Raw genomic sequence first — 17,644 nt, 5'->3', positions numbered from 1 at the left:
TGGAGCACAATGCCACCATCGGATTCGTCCGCGACTTTCCCAAAGAAAGTGACGCCTGGAGAGAAGTGGATCGTCGCGGCATTCTGGTTTCAGTCGACGCTGAACGCCAGCCGGGGCGCATCCGCTTCGATTCACTCGCCGAGTTCTATCTCAAGGCAGACTTCGGCGATGATGCAGCGCGTCCGAAGTCGGCCACAACTGTACCGATTGTTCAGCATTACGTTCGCGCATATCTCATCCCACGGTGGGGGAACCTTTTGGCAGCGGATATCAAACCGATTGATATTCAACGCTGGTTTGCCTTCCTCCACACAGAACAAGGACTGGCGAACTCGACCGTAGGCAAGATAGGGACGATTTTCCAGCGGATCTACAAAATCGGCCTTCGGCATGAAGGGTGGATAAGAATTCCGTGGCTCATACGGAATGCCGCACGAAGACCGATTACAAAGCCATCATCGTCACCCCAGCACAGACCCTCAGCATCCTCGATACGCTTTCCTGAAATCCGCTCCATTACGCCTTGGTGCTCACCTGCGCCGCAACGGCCCTCCGCTCGTCGGAGATCATCGCGCTGCGCTGGTCTGACATTCATTGGGAGCAGGGGAAGATCAGCATATCGAAGCGCTGGGCCAAGGGCAGGGATGGCGAAACCAAAACTGCCTCTTCAACGGGGACAGTACCGCTGCATCCGGTGCTGGCAGAATCCCTCAAAGAGTGGCACGTCCAGACGCCTTACCCGAAGCACGACGACTTCGTTTTTCCGTCGTTAGCGAAGTTCGGGAATGTTCCCATCTGGGCTTCAACCTTCGTACAGGATCACCTGCGGCCGGCTGCAATCAAGGCTGGTGTTCAGATCGCTCCGGGCCAAAGATACGGCCTTCACAACTGCCGGCACAGCCCTGCTACATGGCTGGCGAATGCCGGGAAGGTGGCGCCAAAGACGGTGCAGGGCTTACTCCGCCATGCGAACGTCAAAACTACGCTGGGGCTCTATACGCAGGATGACAGTGACGAAATGCAGGCAGCACAGGGGCATTCCTAAGCGCCGTAGGGCTTGGAAGTCGTCTGGTGCAATGATTGTGTGGGTAAATTTGTGGGTAGTCACTTGAGGTCCCATCAACCCTTAAGTCCTTTGGATTGATGGCGGGGACGACGGGGCTCGAACCCGCGACCTCTGCCGTGACAGGGCAGCGCTCTAACCAACTGAGCTACGTCCCCAGATTGTTTTTCAACAACTCGGGTGTGTTACGTAAATCCAAGCATTTGCAGCTTGCGCCTGCTTCGCCCTTTTCGCTGTAGCGGCCCTGAATCTTACGTTTGAGACCCACATGGAGACCAGATACCAGCGATTACGACAACAGGTTTAAGTCTATCAGATGTACGAAGAGTCTTGCGATCCCGCAACCGTCTTCGTTGGCAGATAAAGGACAAAAAAAAGCATGAGCGGCAGATTGATCCTAAAACTCGAAAGAACGCGTAATCGCTAGATGCTATAGCGAATCGTCCTAGGACGAGGCCCTTGGCTGGAAAGCTGACAATCCATCCATATGGGATCCTCCGAATGGTGGCATTGCGCTCCGAAACGAACTGCATTCCAAAAAGCACTTCACATCATCCCTCAATGAAGCCGGTCAGTGGTCGCTACTCTAAACCGACTTTTTCCGCTATCCTCGTTTTAGGCGGAACATCTTTTCAGTGAAGGCTAAAAGCAAACTCGGCAAAGTACTCACCTGTGTGTTTTGCTTGGTTCTGACTGTCTTCATAACAGCTCAGGCGGCACATGTTCATGCCGATGCGGCATCCGCGTCGCACTGCCAAGTCTGTGCCTCAGCGCACAATGCGGTTGATGTGAAGCCAGCCTGGCTCACTCCATTCGTTCTCGAACTTCTAGGTACGGTGTCATTTGGAGAGCCAGCAGCAGGCTCTCGCGCTGTGCTTGTTACCGCCTTCATACGACCGCCTCCAGCCTCGCTCTAGCGCTCAGATTTAGGAGTGCAACGACCACTTAGCATTCGATGTGGCTGTGCTCCATCTCTTCTCTCCCCAAATCTGGAGGCTTTATGTTGTTGATATCGAGGGCCAAGCGGCTTGTGCTGCCCCTTCTCTTTCTGTTGTTTCAAGGATTTGTTGTTGCTCAGAATAACTCTGGTTCGATCAATGGCACGGTAACCGACTCCCAAGGAGCGGTGGTGCCTGGAGCCTCGGTAAAGATCATCAATCCGGTGAGCGGTTATATCCGCACCGCGGCATCGGACGCATCAGGGAACTTTCAGTTCACGAACGTGCCATTCAATCCGTACCACCTGACCGTGGATGCGAACGGTTTTGCGTCCTTTGTGCAGGATGTGGATGTGCGCTCAGGCATCCCTGTTAAGGTAACCAGTGCTCTCAAAGTTGGGGAGTCGTCAACTACGGTCACAGTCGAGAGCGGCGGCGACCTGGTGGAGAACGATCCAACCTTCCACACCGACGTCGACCGCAGCCTTTTTCAAAAGTTGCCGCTGGAGAGCCAGTCGTCTTCGCTGAGTTCGTTAGTGACGATGGCGTCGCCCGGCGTGGCTGCCGACTCGAATGGCCTCTTCCACGGCCTCGGGGACCATGCATCCAACTCCTTTTCGATCGACGGCCAATCGATTACCGATCAGCAAAGCAAGGTCTTCTCCAACCAGCTTCCAACCAACGCGGTCCAGTCTCTTGAGGTCATCTCTGGAGCGCCTCCAGCGGAGTTCGGCGGCAAGACCAGTCTCGTCATCGTGGCGACGACTCGTTCTGGACAAGGGGTTACAAAGCCGACTGGCAGTATCTACTCCTCTTACGGCAGTTTTGGGTCAGCGACTGGCGGGTTCGACCTGAGCTATGGAGGAAAAAATTGGGGAAACTTTATCGAATTTGACGGGCTGAATACCGGTCGATTTCTCGACCCGCCGGAGTTTACCGTCTTTCATGATAAGGGCAACGAGGAAAATCTCTTCGATCGAGTGGATTACACCTTTACACCCAGAGACTCGGTGCATCTGGATCTAAATTACAGTCGCTCCTGGTTTCAGACGCCAAATGCTTTCAGCGGGCTAAATGTGCAGAATGTTGTGGCTGGAACCGGCGCCAGCGCAAACCCGACGTTCGCCACTGTGGGAAACACCGACCAGCGCTCCTTTATCGGGACGTATGACATCCATCCGACGTATACCCGAATCGTCAACGACTACTCGGTCTTCAATCTAGGCGCATGGGCCCGAAAGGACCAGTACAAGTACTTCCCAAGCGGCAATCCTCTTGCCGATCTAGGGCCTGCAAACCTGCAAACATCCTCGATCTCTCAAATCCGTTCTCTGTTGAATACCGCAGCTCACGCAGATTATTCGTATGCCAGGGGAATCAATAACATCAAAGTCGGCGCCCAATACGGACAAACGTTTCTGCGCGAGAGCGACTCTCTGGGGATTGTCGAGAACGTGTACAACTCGCCCTGCACGGACGTTAATGGCAACCCTCTGGCAGGCTACTCCGGCTCAGCGACTTGCGACGGCATCGTGTCTTTCCCGAACGGGAATTACCTTCCAGTCCTCGCGCCTTACGATCTCACCCGTGGCGGCACCCACTTTAACTATGTCGGTCGCACGGATGTAAAAGAGTTGGCGCTCTTCCTCGAAGATCAGATTAAAGCCAGGAACTGGCTCTTCAATCTGGGCATTCGAGGCGATCTTTACAACGGGTTGGCGGTTGCGCGGCAGGCTGAGCCGCGCGTGGGCATCGCCTACAACTTCCCCAGAACGAGTACCGTGCTGCGCGTTTCCTATGCGCGAACTCTAGAAACGCCGTTCAACGAAAACCTGGTGCTGTCGAGCCAGGGGTGCTCCGACCCCGTACTTAACCCTTTACTTGCATGCGCATCCACGTTTGGCACGACGCTAGAGCCCGGTTTCCGCAACGAGTTCCACGCTGGCTTCCAGCAGGCCTTTGGCAAGTTTGCGGTAGTCGGTGGCGAGTATATCTGGAAATACACCCACAATGCCTTCGACTTCAGTGTGCTCGGCAACACGCCGATTACGTTTCCAATTGACTGGCACAACTCGAAGATCCCGGGCTTCGCGATCAATGCCAGCATTCCAAACTTCCACAACTTCTCTGCGAATGTGGTGATGTCCTCGGTCTCTGCCCGCTTCTTCCCGCCTCAGGTGGCCGGTGCGGGCGCCACAAGCGGCGTCGCCGTAGGATTTCCCTTCCGTATCGATCACGACGAGAGATACAACGAGACCACCCACCTTCAGTACAACCTTCCCGGCGGAAAGTTTACACGTGCCATGTGGGCCGGCTTCAATTGGCGCTACGACTCGGGTCTTGTGGCTGGATCGACGCCATGCTACAACATCGCGGATCCGAACTCGGCCTGCGGTAACAGTTCCTTAGGACCGGACGGCAATCCTGCAACACTCAACGGAGTTCCAGCTGTAGCTCTGGTAGACAACGGCGCGGCGCCTAGCACGAATCCTGTCACCGGTATCCCAGTGGCGATACCCCTCAACGCCGACCAGGAGACTCAATCGGGACTGTCCTGCGGCGGAGACAGAGCAACGCCGACCCACCTGATCGGCACCCCTGTTACCTATTTGGGCACGACCTACTATGAGTGCCCCGCCAACCAACTCACCTCGAGTCTCCTGAAGATTCCAGCGGCTGGCACCGGGGATAACGATAAGAGCCCGCCGCGCGTGGCGCCGCGGAATCTCTTCGACGCCTCCATCGGCGATGACAACCTCTTCAGCGGCGACAAATACAAATGGAGCCTTAAACTCACGGCGATCAATATTACTAACAAGACCGCTCTCTATAACTTCCTCTCCACGTTTAGTGGTACCCACTTCGTGACACCACGCGCACTAACGGGCGAAGTCGGCTTTCACTTTTAGAGCAGAAGTTGCTACAACGTGGGCAGACTGGCAAGCATTAGCCTGTCTGCCCATTCTTGTTTCTGCGGATAAGGCCTGTGCGCCATGAATAGAAAGGAGGGTAGATTATTCTATGCAGGATTTGAATCGACCGTAAAGCCCAAGTCGGTGATGAAGGCCACGATCGATCGTTCGTTGGTCTGCTTCGGATCATAGGCCACTTTCACCAGGCCTTCGGGGTAGGTGGATTTGCTCGACTGAATTCCTTTTTCTTTGGCAAGCATTGTGTCTAGACCGGTAGCACAAGTGATGCAACTGAATCCCTTGACGTGATAGGTCGCCGTTTTGACCGTGGCCAGCGCATCCATGGGAGCCAGAGCGCCGGCGCTGGCGAGAGTAGCAAGTTGAAGAAATTTCCTGCGAAACATCTGTGTCTCCTCCATTAATTCAGGTTCGAGTCCGAACCTCGACTTATTTCGCCACCGCGGTGCCCGGTTCATATTTCCAAGGGGTTTGGATACTCGCCTGGTCAGAGAACCGCGTATCGGTGTAATCCTCAAATTCGAGTTTCTTGTTCAAGACGCCGGTTTCCATCATCAGGTCGCGCACCATGTCAAAGTCCGCTTTACGCGGAGCTAGCGGACTGTAGGTCACCCGATCCATCGGCTTGGTCAAGGCCCAGCGAAGAAGCGCCGGTTTTTGGTTGTAGTAAAAGCGGCCGACGAAATCCGCAGCGTCTTCGCGGTGCGGCTTGCTTGTGTCCAGCCAGAGTCCGGAGCGCGCCACACCATCCACCAGCACCTGGACAACATCAGGACGGCTATCGATCAGGTCCTGCCGCACGACCAGGATGCACGACATGTAATCGGGCCAGTATTCCCGAGCCTGGAAAAGCACGCGGCCGAAGCCGGCCATCTCCGCTTGCGATGGAAATGGTTCGCCCATGACAAAGGCATCGATAGCATGAGCGGCGAGTGCTCCGGAGACATCGGGAGGCGCCATCTCGACCATTTTGATTTCGCTTGGCTTTATTCCCCACACTTTCATCGCTCGAAAAAGGAGCAGCCGTTCGTCGGAGAAGCGGCTCGGAATGGCGATTGTCTTACCGCGCATGTCGGCGAATGTCTTGATGGGGCCGTCCTTGCGGACGACGACCGCCGATCCGTAACGATGCCCAAGATAGACGACTTTGATCGGAACTCCCTGCGACTTGAGCGCGAGAGCCAAAGGCGCGACGATGAAGGCCGCCTGCACCCGGTTTGAGATCAACGCTTCTTTGATCTCCGGAAACCCCTGGAACATACGCGGCAGAAACTCTTCTCCCGATAGCGAATATTTTGAGATGTAGTCGGTCACCGGACACGTAAGCTGGCAGGTCACGGGCAGATAAGCGACCGTGATCTTTCGCTTGCTGGCAGGACGATAGTCGTTGAGCACGGCTGCCCAGTTCACGTTTAGATACGCATGCAGGCTTGAAATAAGGACAAGCCATCCGAGCGCGATCACGGCGATCTTGCCTCTAAGACCCATGACGGAACCCCCATCGAACCGATCGGATCTTCTCCAGCCGCCGAATGCCGGTATCGAGTGCCAGCCCAATGAGACCGATGATGAGCATCGCCCCGACGACCAGATCATACCGTTTGCCGGAATTGCGCGAGTCGATCACCAGATATCCTAAGCCCGAATCGACCGCGATCATCTCCGCTGCGACGACCACCAGCCAGGAGACGCCAAGCGCGAGCCGCAATCCGATGAGAATTTGCGGAAGCGCAGCCGGGAAGATCACTTTGGAGAGGATATGCACTGGAGAGAGCCCAAAATTGCGTCCCGCGCGTCGGAAGATCGCAGGGACGCTGGAGACGCCACTGATACAGGCGACGACGATCGGAAAGAACGCTGCGAGAAAAATCAGAAATATTGCAGCTCTATCTCCGACACCGAAAAAGATGATGGCTATGGGAATCCAAGCAATTGGACTAATTGGACGCAGGACCTGCAGGACCGGGTTCACGACCTGGTTCATTGCCGGATACCATCCGAGCGCTAAGCCCACCGGCACGCCCACGACCGTAGCGAATCCAAACCCTAGGGCGACGCGCCGGAGCGAGTCGCCAATGTCTGACCAGAGCACATGTTTCTGCAGTAGACCGATGAGTCCTTTCTCGACGCTGACTGGCGACGGGAAGACTTTGGTTCCCGTCCAGACAACGGAGAACTGCCAGACTGCTAGAAGCAATCCGGCCGCGACGAGCGGCCAGAAGAACTGCTCCCACAACGCTGGTTTTGCCGACGATGTCATCCTGAAAAGGCCACTCTGATCCTCTTCAAAAATTCACCTCGACGTTCGAGGTAGCTCGAAGATCTTCAAGCGTTTTGCTGATCCCCTGCCGACTGGTCTCGTTTGTAGTCTGCAAATTCATTCCCCAGCATAACTCCAGCGAACCGACTTGACCCGCTCCATCTGGCGCATGCCCAAATCCAAGAGCAGCCCAATCAAACCGATGATAACCATGCCTGCGATGACCAGGTCATAGCGGTTCCCTGCGTTACGAGCATCGATGATCAGAAATCCCAATCCCGAGTTCACTGAAATCATCTCCGCCGCAACCACCACCAGCCAGGCGATGCCTAGCGTGATCCGGCAGCCGGTGATGAGTTGTGGAATGACTGCCGGATATAAGACACGCAGGACAAAGTCGCTTGTACTTAATCCGAAATTTCTCCCGGCATCGATATAGGTGGCGGGAACGTTATGCACTGCGCTCATGGCTGTCAGCAGCAAGGGGAAGAAGCAGCCGACGAATATAAGGAAAATCGCAGCTAGATCGCCGACTCCGAACCATAGGATCGCGATTGGTATCCAGGCAAGCGGAGAGATCGGGCGGAATATCTGGAGCAGGGGGTTAATCGCCAGCTCCGCCCGGCGATACCATCCGATCGCCAAGCCAAGCGGAACCGCCATCACCGCCGCCAGCAGAAAGCCCCAGGTAACGCGAAAGAGTGAGGCCACCGCATACTTCAATAGAAGTCCTTGACGAAGTAACTCGACGATACCGTGAACTACCGCAACGGGACCGGGGAGCAGCTGATCCGGATGGCGAGCGGCAGCAATCTGCCAGACAAAAAGTAGGACAGCCACAAATGCCACGGGACGAAGTGCGATCAGCAGCCTGGCAGGCTGCCTCGCTTCACCTTGCACCTCCGTGGCAACTCCCATTCCAATCCTCTCGCAGCATCCGACTTCGAACACTGCGGAGCAGCGCTTTTAGAAGGAAACCAAGTCACCAGAGAGTATACCGGGCAACATTCTGCTTGGGATCAATCGAAGGGATGATCCCGAAACCAGTTGCGCGACTCGAGAGTTCGAGCCCATGCATGGTTCCTAGACCCTTTCCATCGCGGCGAGTTGAACGCATATTGCCACCGCCTTCGCAGCCTCCTGGACCTCTGCCAGAACTGGAAATGATGGGGCTATTCGAATCGTGCGATCTTCTGGATCTTTTCCATAGGGGTGGGTCGCGCCCGCGGGAGTCAACACTACGCCTGCATCCTTAGCCAGAGTCACCACGCGCTTCGCACAGCCTTGTGGAACTTCCAGACTGATAAAGTAGCCACCCTTCGGGGTGGTCCACTTCACGTCAGGAAGATTTGCTAACTCGGCTTCGAACGTCTCGAGGACTGCATTGAACTTCGGCGCTAGCAACTGTCTGTGCTTCTCCATCAGCTCGAAGATACCTTGCTGGTTCTTTAGAAAGCGAACATGCCGCAACTGATTAACCTTATCCGGACCGATCGTGCGCGGCGTCAAACGCTCCAGCAGCCATTTCACGTTTGCCGCGGATGCAGCCACGGCGCTAAGGCCCGCGCCGGCTAAGGTGATTTTAGAGGTAGAAGCGAAGACCAAGGGCCGGTTGGGATTCCCATGTGCGGCGCTGCGTTCCAGTATGTTGGCAATCGAAATCCGGTCCTCGGTGAGGTGATGCACAACATAGGCGTTGTCCCAGAAGATCCGAAAGTCGTTCGCGGCAGTCTCCATTGCGACCAGTCGTTCGACTACGGAATCCGAATAAATGGCGCCGGTCGGATTACTGTACTTCGGGATGCACCAGATTCCCTTGATCGAAGAGTCCTTGTCGACTAGCGCTTCAACTTGATCCATGTCCGGTCCATCGTCGTTAAGGCGGACTGGAACCATGCGGATGCCATAGTCTTCACAGATTCTGAAGTGCCGGTCGTATCCGGGTACCGGACAGAGGAAGCTGATCTCTCCTTGCCGCGACCAAGCCTCTGGGCCATCACATACGCCTTTGATCAGCGCAAATACTAGAGTGTCATGCATCAACGCCAGGCTCGCATTGTTCGCCACAACTATTTGCTCAGCGGGAGCGTCAAGGAGACCGGAAAATAAACGGCGCGCCTCGCTCAATCCTTGCAGGCCGCCGTAGTTGCGAATATCAACATCGTTCTCCGCGAGATAATCCTTGGCGCCGGGCAGACTGAGAAGATCGTTGCTGAGGTCAAGCTGCTGCGGAGATGGTTTTCCTCTGGTCAGGTCGAGTTTGAGGCCGCGCTTTCTCAGAGCGGCGTACCCCGCCTCAAGTTGCTGCAATGACATTCATTTCTCCTGTGGTGTGGATGGCAAGCTCTGGTCGAATTAAATCGGCCATAGTCAACTGGAGGATTGAAGCTCCTGTACCTTTCTCCAGCCATAAGAAGCTTACACAACTCCATCGGAACGGCGCCTGTACGTCACTCTTAGACTGGTGGCAACTTGGTCGTGTCCCATCCTCCGCCCAGGGCCTTGATCAACAATACGCTGGCGTCGAGACGACGTTCGAAGATATCCAGGTCGTTACGCTGATTGTTCAAAGCCGCGGTCTGCCATGTGACCACTTGCAGGTAGGTGTCCACTCCGCCTTCATACCTGGTCTGAAATAGATCCAGGGACTGCTCTGCCGAGGCCGTAGCCTCGTGCTGTTGCCGCGCTTCATCCTCAAGCACGCGCAAAGCGGCGAGGTTGTCTTCCACTTGCTGAAATGCGGTAAGTACAGTCTGCCGGTAGTTGCCCACAGTCGAATCGTATTGCGCCTCGGTAATGTTCTTAGCAGAGCGGCGGCGTCCAGCGTCGAAGAGCGTCTCTGAGAAGGTTGGACCGACGGCCCAGAAGCGGCTCGGCCAAGTGAACCAATTCAGTGCTGAAGTCCCCTGGAAGCCGGCGATCGCGCTCAGTGACAAGGTTGGATAATAGGCTGCCTCGGCGATACCGATCTGCTCATTGGCTGAAGCCATCCGGCGCTCATCGCCAGCGATGTCGGGCCGGCGCTCAAGCAGCGTCGCCGGCAACATGCCCGGGATTCGGGGTATGGCAGGCGCCTGGGAGTTCAGAGGCAGCACCGGGACTGTCAGCTCTGACGGCGGCTTCCCTACCAGGACAGCAATGGCATGCTCATACTGGGTTCGCTGCACTTCGATATCGGTCCGCTGCACTCGTGCCTGATCGAGTTGGGTTCTGGCCTGCGCCACGTCCGACTGGGGCGCGGCTCCGCCCTCAAAACGGTCCTGCGTCAACTGCAAGGCGCTCTCATAGGCCTTCACCGTATCGTCAAGCAGTTTGATCTGCGCGTCGGCGGTTCGCAACCCGAAGTAGTCCATGGCGAGTTCCGCATGCAGACTAAGTCTCGCGTTTTCGTGGTCGGCGTCGCTCGCTTGCGCTTGCTCCCGGGCCGAGGTGACACCACGCCGGATCCGACCCCAGAGATCGATCTCGTAGTTGAGGTCGACTGGCAGCTGGAAATTGCCTTCGCCGTTGTTGGCAAGCGCGGGTGGAAAATAGAGCTGGTTCGCTGAATAGCGGGTCGCACTGATTGAGGGACCTACGCCAATGGTCGGCGCTTCGTTGGAACGCGCATAACCGATCTGGCCTCGAGCCGCGCGAAAGTTCGCCTCTGCCGCTTTGAGCGTCTGATTAGCCGTGTCGACCTGCACCTCAAGCGCCGTCAATTGCGCATCGTTGAAGAGCGACCACCAGTCGCCTTTCAGTTGGGTGTCGCTCGGCTGTCCCGGTTTCCATCCATCCTGTTCGGTAAATGAGGTCGGAGGGGCCTCCTTAAAGGCCGGCGTTGCGGCTGCGGCGGGCGTCTTGTAATTCGGTCCAACCATGCATCCGGTTAGAGCGCTGAGCGCTAAGGTAAGCCCGAGCGCAGCGTAGCCTTTCCTGTTCACTGCACATCCCCCTTCTCGACCTGTACGCGCTCTCCCTGCGCAAGCGAGTCGGAGGGATTCAAGATCACCTCATCTTGCGGCCGCAGGCCGGCTGTGATCTCGACGGTGGCTCCGTAGTCGTGACCTATCTCAACCGGCACCAACTCCGCGCGTCCATTGCGCACCACTCCTACGCGGAGACCTTCCGCTCGAAAAAGCAAGACGTTCGACGGTAGGGTCATCGAAGCAGTGGATGGCGGTAGTGGCAGATGAACAAAAGCATACTGTCCAGGCCGCAGTCTATGTTCAGCATTGACGACATCCACTTCCACGTTCAACGTACGACTGGCCAAATCAATTGAATCGGAGTTTCGAACGATCGTTCCCATGAATTTCTGGTTCGGCGCTGCATCGGAAGTCACAACGATGCGGTCGCCGGTGTGAACTGTATTGGCATACACTTCAGGCACCGGAACGAAGAGGCGCAGCTTGTCGGTCGCTGCCAGGTGAAAGAGTTCAGCCCGCGGCGAGTTGCTGTCACCGGCCTGAATCAGCGAACCGATGTCGACGTTGCGGGCCGTCACGACGCCATCGAAAGGCGCGTAAATCTTCTCGAAACCCTGCAACTGCTGCAAGCGGCGCACGTTCGCCTCCGCCGAAGAAAGCGCCGACTGGCGGGCGCTGAAGTCGCTCGTCGCCTGATCGGCCTCCTGCTTGGAGACCGCGTTCTTCGCCAGCAGCTTCTTCCATCGTTCAGCGGTAATCTGCGCGATCTGCAGATTCGCTTGTGCCGTCGCAAGATCCGATTGGGCTTGCTGCACCTGCTGGTCGAGCTCGGGGGTTTCGATGTCGGCCAACACCTGTCCACTCTTGACGTGCTGGCCAATGTCGGCATACCAATGCCGCAGGTAGCCGCTGGTGCGCGCGTAGATGGGCGTATCGATAAACGCCTGAGTGTTGGCGGGCAGAGTAATCTCCAGGGCGTTCGCACCATGGCTCGGGTTCGTGACCGCGACCGACAGGATCGCATCCTGTCTAGTATTTTGGGTCAGAGTCTCTTCGGCATGCACGCGAGCGCGGATTCCGGTGACGATGAATACCCCGAGCACCAGCGCTGCCAGAAGTGCAGCCAGGATCGGACCGCGACCCAGTTTACTCTTCGGATCGAGAACGATCGGAGGCGCGGTTTGCGACTCATGAGCCGGGTGACCGTGATCCGCCGCGACAACAGAGCCTTCCGGTACGCCGACTTCTCGCGTGTCCCTCAGCTCTTTAGGAGATCCCTCAGCAGTTTGATCATTCAATTGCATTGTCTTTCGTCCCTCTCTCGAATACCGCCATTACGCGTGTAGTGGGTGCGGGTCTAATGCCTGGTCTTTTACCGGCGAACCGCCCTGCTTCGATCCGTGAAGCAGCCCGAAGACCGATGGCACAAAAACCAGCGTGGCTACAGTCGCGCAGAGCAGGCCGCCGATCACCGCCCGCCCCAGGGGTGCGTTTTGTTCCCCGCCATCGCCCAGCCCGAGTGCCATCGGCACCATACCGATAATCATGGCAAGCGCCGTCATGCACACCGGCCGAAAGCGTGTCGCCCCCGCTTCGATGGCCGCCAGAATTGCGTCCCCATGCTCGGCAAAGCGAATCTTGGCGAAGGAGACTACCAGGATACTGTTAGCAGTCGCTACTCCCATGCACATAATGGCGCCCATCAACGCCGGGACGCTCAGCGACGTGTGAGTGAGAAAGAGAAAGACCACGATCCCGCCGAGAGCCGCTGGAAGCGCGGTGATAATGATGAATGGGTCGAGCCACGACTGAAAATTCACAACAATCAGCATGTAAACCAACACGACCGCAAAGACCAATCCACCCAATAGCGAGATGTAGGAACTGCGCATCGTCTGCACCTGTCCACGGACGGATACAAACATGCCGCGAGGCAGGCCCTTCTGATGCTGCTGAACGATCGCTTCAACATCCTTCGAAACCGCGCCCAGATCCCGATCCTGAACCGAACCATAAATATCGACCACTCGGCGGATGTTGTAGTGGGAAACCACTGCCAGTTCGCGATCGCGCTTGATCGACGTCAAGTCACCCACGACTTCAGGGGTCGACCGAGGCACCGCCGAAGCGGAGTTGACGGGAATATTCTGCAAATCCTGAAGCGTATCCATTCGGTACTGCGGCGTCTGCGCCACCAGGTTATAGTTCACCCCGTTCTTGTAGTTCAAATAGAACATGGGGGTAATTTGGAAGCTCCCGCTGAGGCTGTTCAACAAGCTTTGCGCTACGTCGCGGGTCGTATATCCACCCTGCTCCGCCTTGGTTCGATCCAGGTTGACTTCGAGCGTAGGATAATCGGTGGGCTGCTGAATACGAAGGTCTGTCAAGCCCGGCACCTGCCGCAACTGTTCTAGTATCGCTGTAGCTTGCTCTGTGCTCGCGACGACATCGTTGCTCTGAAACTGGACGTCGATCGGCGCTGGCAATCCGAAGTTCAGAATCTGCGTCGTGATGTCCGCCGGCAGGAAGTAGAAAAGCACTCCGGGAAACTCGCGGGGCAGCGTTCGCCGAAGCTCCCGCACATAATCCGCGGTTGGATGATGGTTCTCATTCAAGGTCACCATGACGTCTCCGTCCGCGGCACCAATCAGGCCGGAGGTGCTATGCATGGTATTCATCGGACTATAAGGTAGGCCGAGATTGTCGAGAATGTTGTTCAACTCCCTACCTGGAATCTTGTTCCGGATTGAGGTCTCCACCAGATCGGCCAGCCGGGCAGTCTCTTCGATCCGAAGCCCGCTCTTGCCGCGAACATGAAGAATGAATTCGCCGGAGTCGGTGTTCGGGAAGAAGTCTTGCCCTAAGAACGGCAGCAGCAGAAAGGCGCACAAGCATGCAGCGAGAAAGGCAGGCACAAATAATTTTCGCGAAAAGACCAGCCTGGTCAGCAGGATCTGATAAGCACTGCGTACGCGCTCAAATCCGTTTTCGAAGCCCCGCTGAAACTTTACCAGCAGGTTCCGCGTGGGACCGTGGTTTTTCTCGCGTAACAAGTACATGGCCAGTGTGGGAACAAGAGTTCGCGACAAGATGTAGGAAGCAATCATGGCGAACATGACCGCCTCCGCCAGTGGCGCGAACAGATAACGCGAGACGCCCTGCAGGAAGAACATCGGCAGAAAAACGATGCAAATACAGAGGGTGGAAACCAGCGCCGGCACAGCAATCTGCGCAGCGCCATCGAGGATTGCCTGACGCAGCTCGTAGCCATTCTCAAGAAACCGCTCGATGTTCTCGATCGTCACCGTGGCATCGTCTACCAGGATGCCTACCGCCAACGCCAGGCCGCCCAAGGTCATCGTGTTGATGGTTTCGCCGAGCAGGCTAAGCACAATGACCGACGATAGAATCGAGAGCGGTATCGAAACCGCGATGATCAGGGTCGAGCGCCAACTCCCCAGGAACAGCAGAATCATCAAGCCGGTGAGCGCCGCCGCTATGACCGCCTCTCGAATGACGCCCGAAACGGCGGCGCGCACGAAGACGCTCTGATCGCTCAACGGCGTCATCTTCAGACTCGGAGGCACCGTCTGCGCCACCCGAGGCAGTAAGTCCTTAATGCCCTGAACCACGCTTAATGTCGATGCATTACCGGCTTTGAGGACGGTGATCAACACACCACGATGACCGTCCTGCCGCACGATGTTCGTTTGAAATGCCGACCCGCTGCTCACCGTGGCAACGTCTCTTAAATAGACGATCGCGCCGTTCACCTGCTTAATCGGCATCACGCTGAGTTCATCCAGCGTGCGTGGGGCAGCATTGGTGCGGACGTCATACTCCGCTTCACCGATCTTTGCCGTTCCTGAGGGCATGACGACGTTTTGCGCGTTCAAGGCGTTCAGGATGTCGCCCGGAGAAACTCCCTTCGACTGCATCTTGTCCTGATCCATGCTCACCGAAATCTGTGGCGTTTTGCCACCGTAAGGCAGGGGCAAAACAGCGCCAGGGACCGTCACTAGAGGGGGTCGCACCGAGTTCTGGCTGAGATCGGCAAGTTGCTGTTCGTCGAGGCCCTTGCCGGAGATGCCTAGCTGGAGAATCGGAACGCTCGATGCACTGAAGTTAATAATCTCCGGGGGAAGGGTGCCTGGAGGAAGTTGACGGAGGAGATACTGAGAGGCTGCAGTGACCTGTGCGTTCGCCGTGTCCAGGCTCGCGCCTGGCTGCAAAAAGACTTTGACTACTGCTACGCCGTTATAAGTAGTGGATTCGGTATGCTCAATGTTATCGACCAGGGTAGTAAGCGCCTTCTCGTAAGGCGTCGTGAGTCGTCCCTCCAACTCCTCCGGATTTAAGCCGGTGTATTGCCAGGCTACGGCGACCACTGGAATATTGATGTTCGGAAAAATATCGGTGGGAGTTCGCAGGATCACCACTGGGCTCAGAATCATGATGAGCAACGCCAGAATAATGAAGGTATATGGGCGATCCAGCGCTAGCTTGACGATCCACACGTTAGAAGGCCTCCTAACCGGACCACCTGGAAAAGGCAGTCTATGGGTTGACTCGTTTGCAGGCAGAACAGATTCGCATTTTGTTCCGTCCGTGATGATCGGAAATACCGATCGATCCCGCCAGGTACAATACGGATCGTGGAGTTAAGACATTTACGCTATTTTAAAGCGGTCGCGGAAAATGGAGGGTTCGCCCGTGCAGCGCGGCTGCTCAACGTCTCGCAGTCTGCAATTAGCGAACAAATTGGAGATCTGGAGTTTGAATTAGGCGTCACTCTCTTTGATCGGACAAACCGACGTGTTCGACTGACAGAGCACGGCGAGCAGTTTCTGGAAGATGCCCTCAGCGTCCTTGCCTCCGCCGAGAAAGCGGTTGCCAACATCAAGAAGGCGCTCCGCGGCGAGATTGGCACCTTGACGGTAGGATTTTTCGTCGGCGGTACCGGTACCTTCTTCCCCGCCATCATCAAGGAGTTCAGGAACCGCTTTCCCGACGTGCAAGTTTCCCTTGCCGAAATGGCGCCAGGCATGCAGCACCGTGCTCTTCAATCCGGAGCGATCGATATTGGTTTCACCCGACCGGTACAGCCCTCGGACGCAACCACGCTGAGGTCCGAGTACTTCTTGACCGAGCCGATGTACGCGGTGCTGCTGAAGAACCATCCGCTCGCCAAGAAGCGGACCCTTCTCATCCGCGAACTTGCCGATGAACGATTTGTGCTGAACGAGCGGAAGTACTCGCCCGCGGCATTCGACAAGGTGATTACCCTCTGCGGAGAGGCGGGCTTTTCTCCTCGGATCGGCGCCACCGCGACGGTCGGCTCAGGCGTCATCGCCTTGGTCGAAGCCGGTGAGGGGGTTGCAGTCCTGCCGCAAGGATCCAAGGTCCTGATCAGCGATGAATTGGTCTTTATCCCGCTCGGCGATCGAACCGCTTACATCGACCTGGTGATTGCCTGGGCTCCGGAGCACGAAAGTCCCATCCTCCAAGCATTCCTCGAACTCGCCAGAAAAAGGCGAAAAGCATCGGCCATAGCGTCGCTATAGCCTCTCTGGAAAAGACAGCCTGATCTCCCAGTGGGCCTTTTGAATGGGGACCGTAGAAATTTCTGCTGCCAGCCCCGGCGCTTGCGTCGATCGTCCGATAAGTCAACAGAATGGCGGTCCCACCCGCACAAAATTAATGGCCGGGGTGCACGAGGAGAATCGCACCGCTGCTATCGAAGTTCTGCCACGAAGCAGGAATCCTGCTCAACGGTGAAGGTTGCAGTTCAGACGTTCTAGAAATCGCGCCTCGCCGTGGGTAGATTAAAGAGGATGATTTAGCCTGGACGCACATGTGTGGACGATACTACCGGCATAGTGACAAACAGCGCATAGGGGACGCGTTCAACATTCGCGATCTGCCTTCCAGCCTCATCATCTCTGAGGCAGACTACAACGTCGCTCCGACGACATTTCAACCCGTCATACGAAATGACAAGGAGACCGGGGAACGTGAGCTTGTCCTCATGCGCTGGGGTCTAGTTCCCTACTTCACCAGGCAGCTATCGGATGTAAAGGGTATTTCCACGATCAATGCGCGTGCGGAATCTGTCGAGAAGAGCCCCACATGGAGGGTTCCATTCAAGAAGAGGCGCTGTCTTGTGCCCGCCGACGGTTTTTACGAGTGGAAGCGGCTAGACGCCAAAACAAAACAGCCCTTCGCCTTTCGACTTACGAATGGCGAGCCATTTGCGTTCGCAGGCCTTTGGGATGCCTGGAGGGAACCCAGTGGCAATTGGTTACAGTCATTCGCCATTGTCACCACTGAAGCCAATGAACTGGCGTCTCAGGTGCATACGCGCATGCCGGTCATTCTGCATCCGGCTGACTACAGCAGGTGGCTCGAGCGTGAAGAGGATCAACCACCAGTTGACCTCTTGCGTCCCTACGAATCAGAGAAGATGGACCTTGCTCCATGCAATCCACTCGAAGGAACTGCAGGGAGCATTTGGCCGGAAAGTATGGCTTCAAAGTAACAGCGAA

The 17,644-nt window shown here is 56.3% G+C and carries 12 protein-coding genes and 1 tRNA gene; 4 read left to right on the top strand and 9 right to left on the bottom strand.

Annotated elements, in window-relative coordinates; genetic code table 11:
* Nucleotides 1-526: 526 nt before the first annotated feature.
* Complete coding sequence (locus ACPOL_RS19140) at nucleotides 527-1,045, top strand: tyrosine-type recombinase/integrase (protein WP_161557441.1); 519 nt, start codon at nucleotides 527-529, stop codon at nucleotides 1,043-1,045.
* Nucleotides 1,046-1,144: 99 nt separating this feature from the next.
* Here the strand turns inward: ACPOL_RS19140 and ACPOL_RS19135 are convergent.
* Nucleotides 1,145-1,221, bottom strand: a tRNA-Asp gene (locus ACPOL_RS19135).
* A gap of 842 nt (nucleotides 1,222-2,063) precedes the next feature.
* On the opposite strand from ACPOL_RS19135, the gene ACPOL_RS19130 reads away from it, so the two are divergent.
* Entirely contained in the window at nucleotides 2,064-4,910 is a 2,847-nt protein-coding gene (locus tag ACPOL_RS19130; RefSeq protein ID WP_114208470.1) for a TonB-dependent receptor, read from the top strand.
* A 110-nt stretch (nucleotides 4,911-5,020) separates the two neighbouring features.
* Here the strand turns inward: ACPOL_RS19130 and ACPOL_RS19125 are convergent, their stop codons facing one another.
* From ACPOL_RS19125 to ACPOL_RS19090, 8 genes are all read right to left on the bottom strand, one after another.
* Nucleotides 5,021-5,317: a heavy-metal-associated domain-containing protein gene (locus ACPOL_RS19125; RefSeq protein ID WP_114208469.1), complete on the bottom strand. Its 297-nt coding sequence runs from the start codon at nucleotides 5,315-5,317 to the stop codon at nucleotides 5,021-5,023.
* Nucleotides 5,318-5,360: 43 nt separating this feature from the next.
* Nucleotides 5,361-6,419 (bottom strand): ABC transporter substrate-binding protein, encoded by a 1,059-nt coding sequence (locus ACPOL_RS19120; protein WP_114208468.1) that lies wholly within the window; start codon nucleotides 6,417-6,419, stop codon nucleotides 5,361-5,363.
* Complete coding sequence (locus ACPOL_RS19115; RefSeq protein ID WP_114208467.1) at nucleotides 6,409-7,191, bottom strand: ABC transporter permease; 783 nt, start codon at nucleotides 7,189-7,191, stop codon at nucleotides 6,409-6,411. Before ACPOL_RS19115 ends, ACPOL_RS19120 begins: the two co-directional genes overlap by 11 nt.
* Nucleotides 7,192-7,308: 117 nt before the next feature.
* On the bottom strand, nucleotides 7,309-8,109 hold the full coding sequence (locus ACPOL_RS19110; protein WP_114208466.1) for an ABC transporter permease: 801 nt from the start codon (nucleotides 8,107-8,109) through the stop codon (nucleotides 7,309-7,311).
* A gap of 165 nt (nucleotides 8,110-8,274) precedes the next feature.
* A complete protein-coding gene (locus ACPOL_RS19105; RefSeq protein WP_114208465.1) occupies nucleotides 8,275-9,507 on the bottom strand; it encodes an aspartate aminotransferase type Ic in 1,233 nt (410 codons plus the stop codon).
* Between the two features lie 140 nt (nucleotides 9,508-9,647).
* A complete protein-coding gene (locus ACPOL_RS19100; RefSeq protein WP_338026678.1) occupies nucleotides 9,648-11,114 on the bottom strand; it encodes an efflux transporter outer membrane subunit in 1,467 nt (488 codons plus the stop codon).
* The gene (locus ACPOL_RS19095; protein ID WP_114208464.1) at nucleotides 11,111-12,403 is read right to left on the bottom strand and encodes an efflux RND transporter periplasmic adaptor subunit; all 1,293 of its coding nucleotides are present in this window, start codon (nucleotides 12,401-12,403) and stop codon (nucleotides 11,111-11,113) included. The genes ACPOL_RS19100 and ACPOL_RS19095 overlap by 4 nt, the downstream gene beginning before the upstream one ends.
* 30 nt (nucleotides 12,404-12,433) lie before the next feature.
* Nucleotides 12,434-15,616, bottom strand: a complete 3,183-nt coding sequence (locus ACPOL_RS19090; protein WP_114208463.1) for an efflux RND transporter permease subunit — start codon at nucleotides 15,614-15,616, stop codon at nucleotides 12,434-12,436.
* Nucleotides 15,617-15,754: 138 nt separating this feature from the next.
* On the opposite strand from ACPOL_RS19090, the gene ACPOL_RS19085 reads away from it, so the two are divergent.
* Nucleotides 15,755-16,663 (top strand): LysR family transcriptional regulator, encoded by a 909-nt coding sequence (locus ACPOL_RS19085; RefSeq protein ID WP_114208462.1) that lies wholly within the window; start codon nucleotides 15,755-15,757, stop codon nucleotides 16,661-16,663.
* A 290-nt stretch (nucleotides 16,664-16,953) separates the two neighbouring features.
* Nucleotides 16,954-17,637: an SOS response-associated peptidase gene (locus tag ACPOL_RS19080; RefSeq protein WP_114208461.1), complete on the top strand. Its 684-nt coding sequence runs from the start codon at nucleotides 16,954-16,956 to the stop codon at nucleotides 17,635-17,637.
* Nucleotides 17,638-17,644 lie beyond the last annotated feature (7 nt).

The sequence above is a fragment of the Acidisarcina polymorpha genome (assembly GCF_003330725.1).
Lineage (GTDB): Bacteria > Acidobacteriota > Terriglobia > Terriglobales > Acidobacteriaceae > Acidisarcina > Acidisarcina polymorpha.
This window is presented reverse-complemented; position numbering and strand designations above follow the sequence as displayed.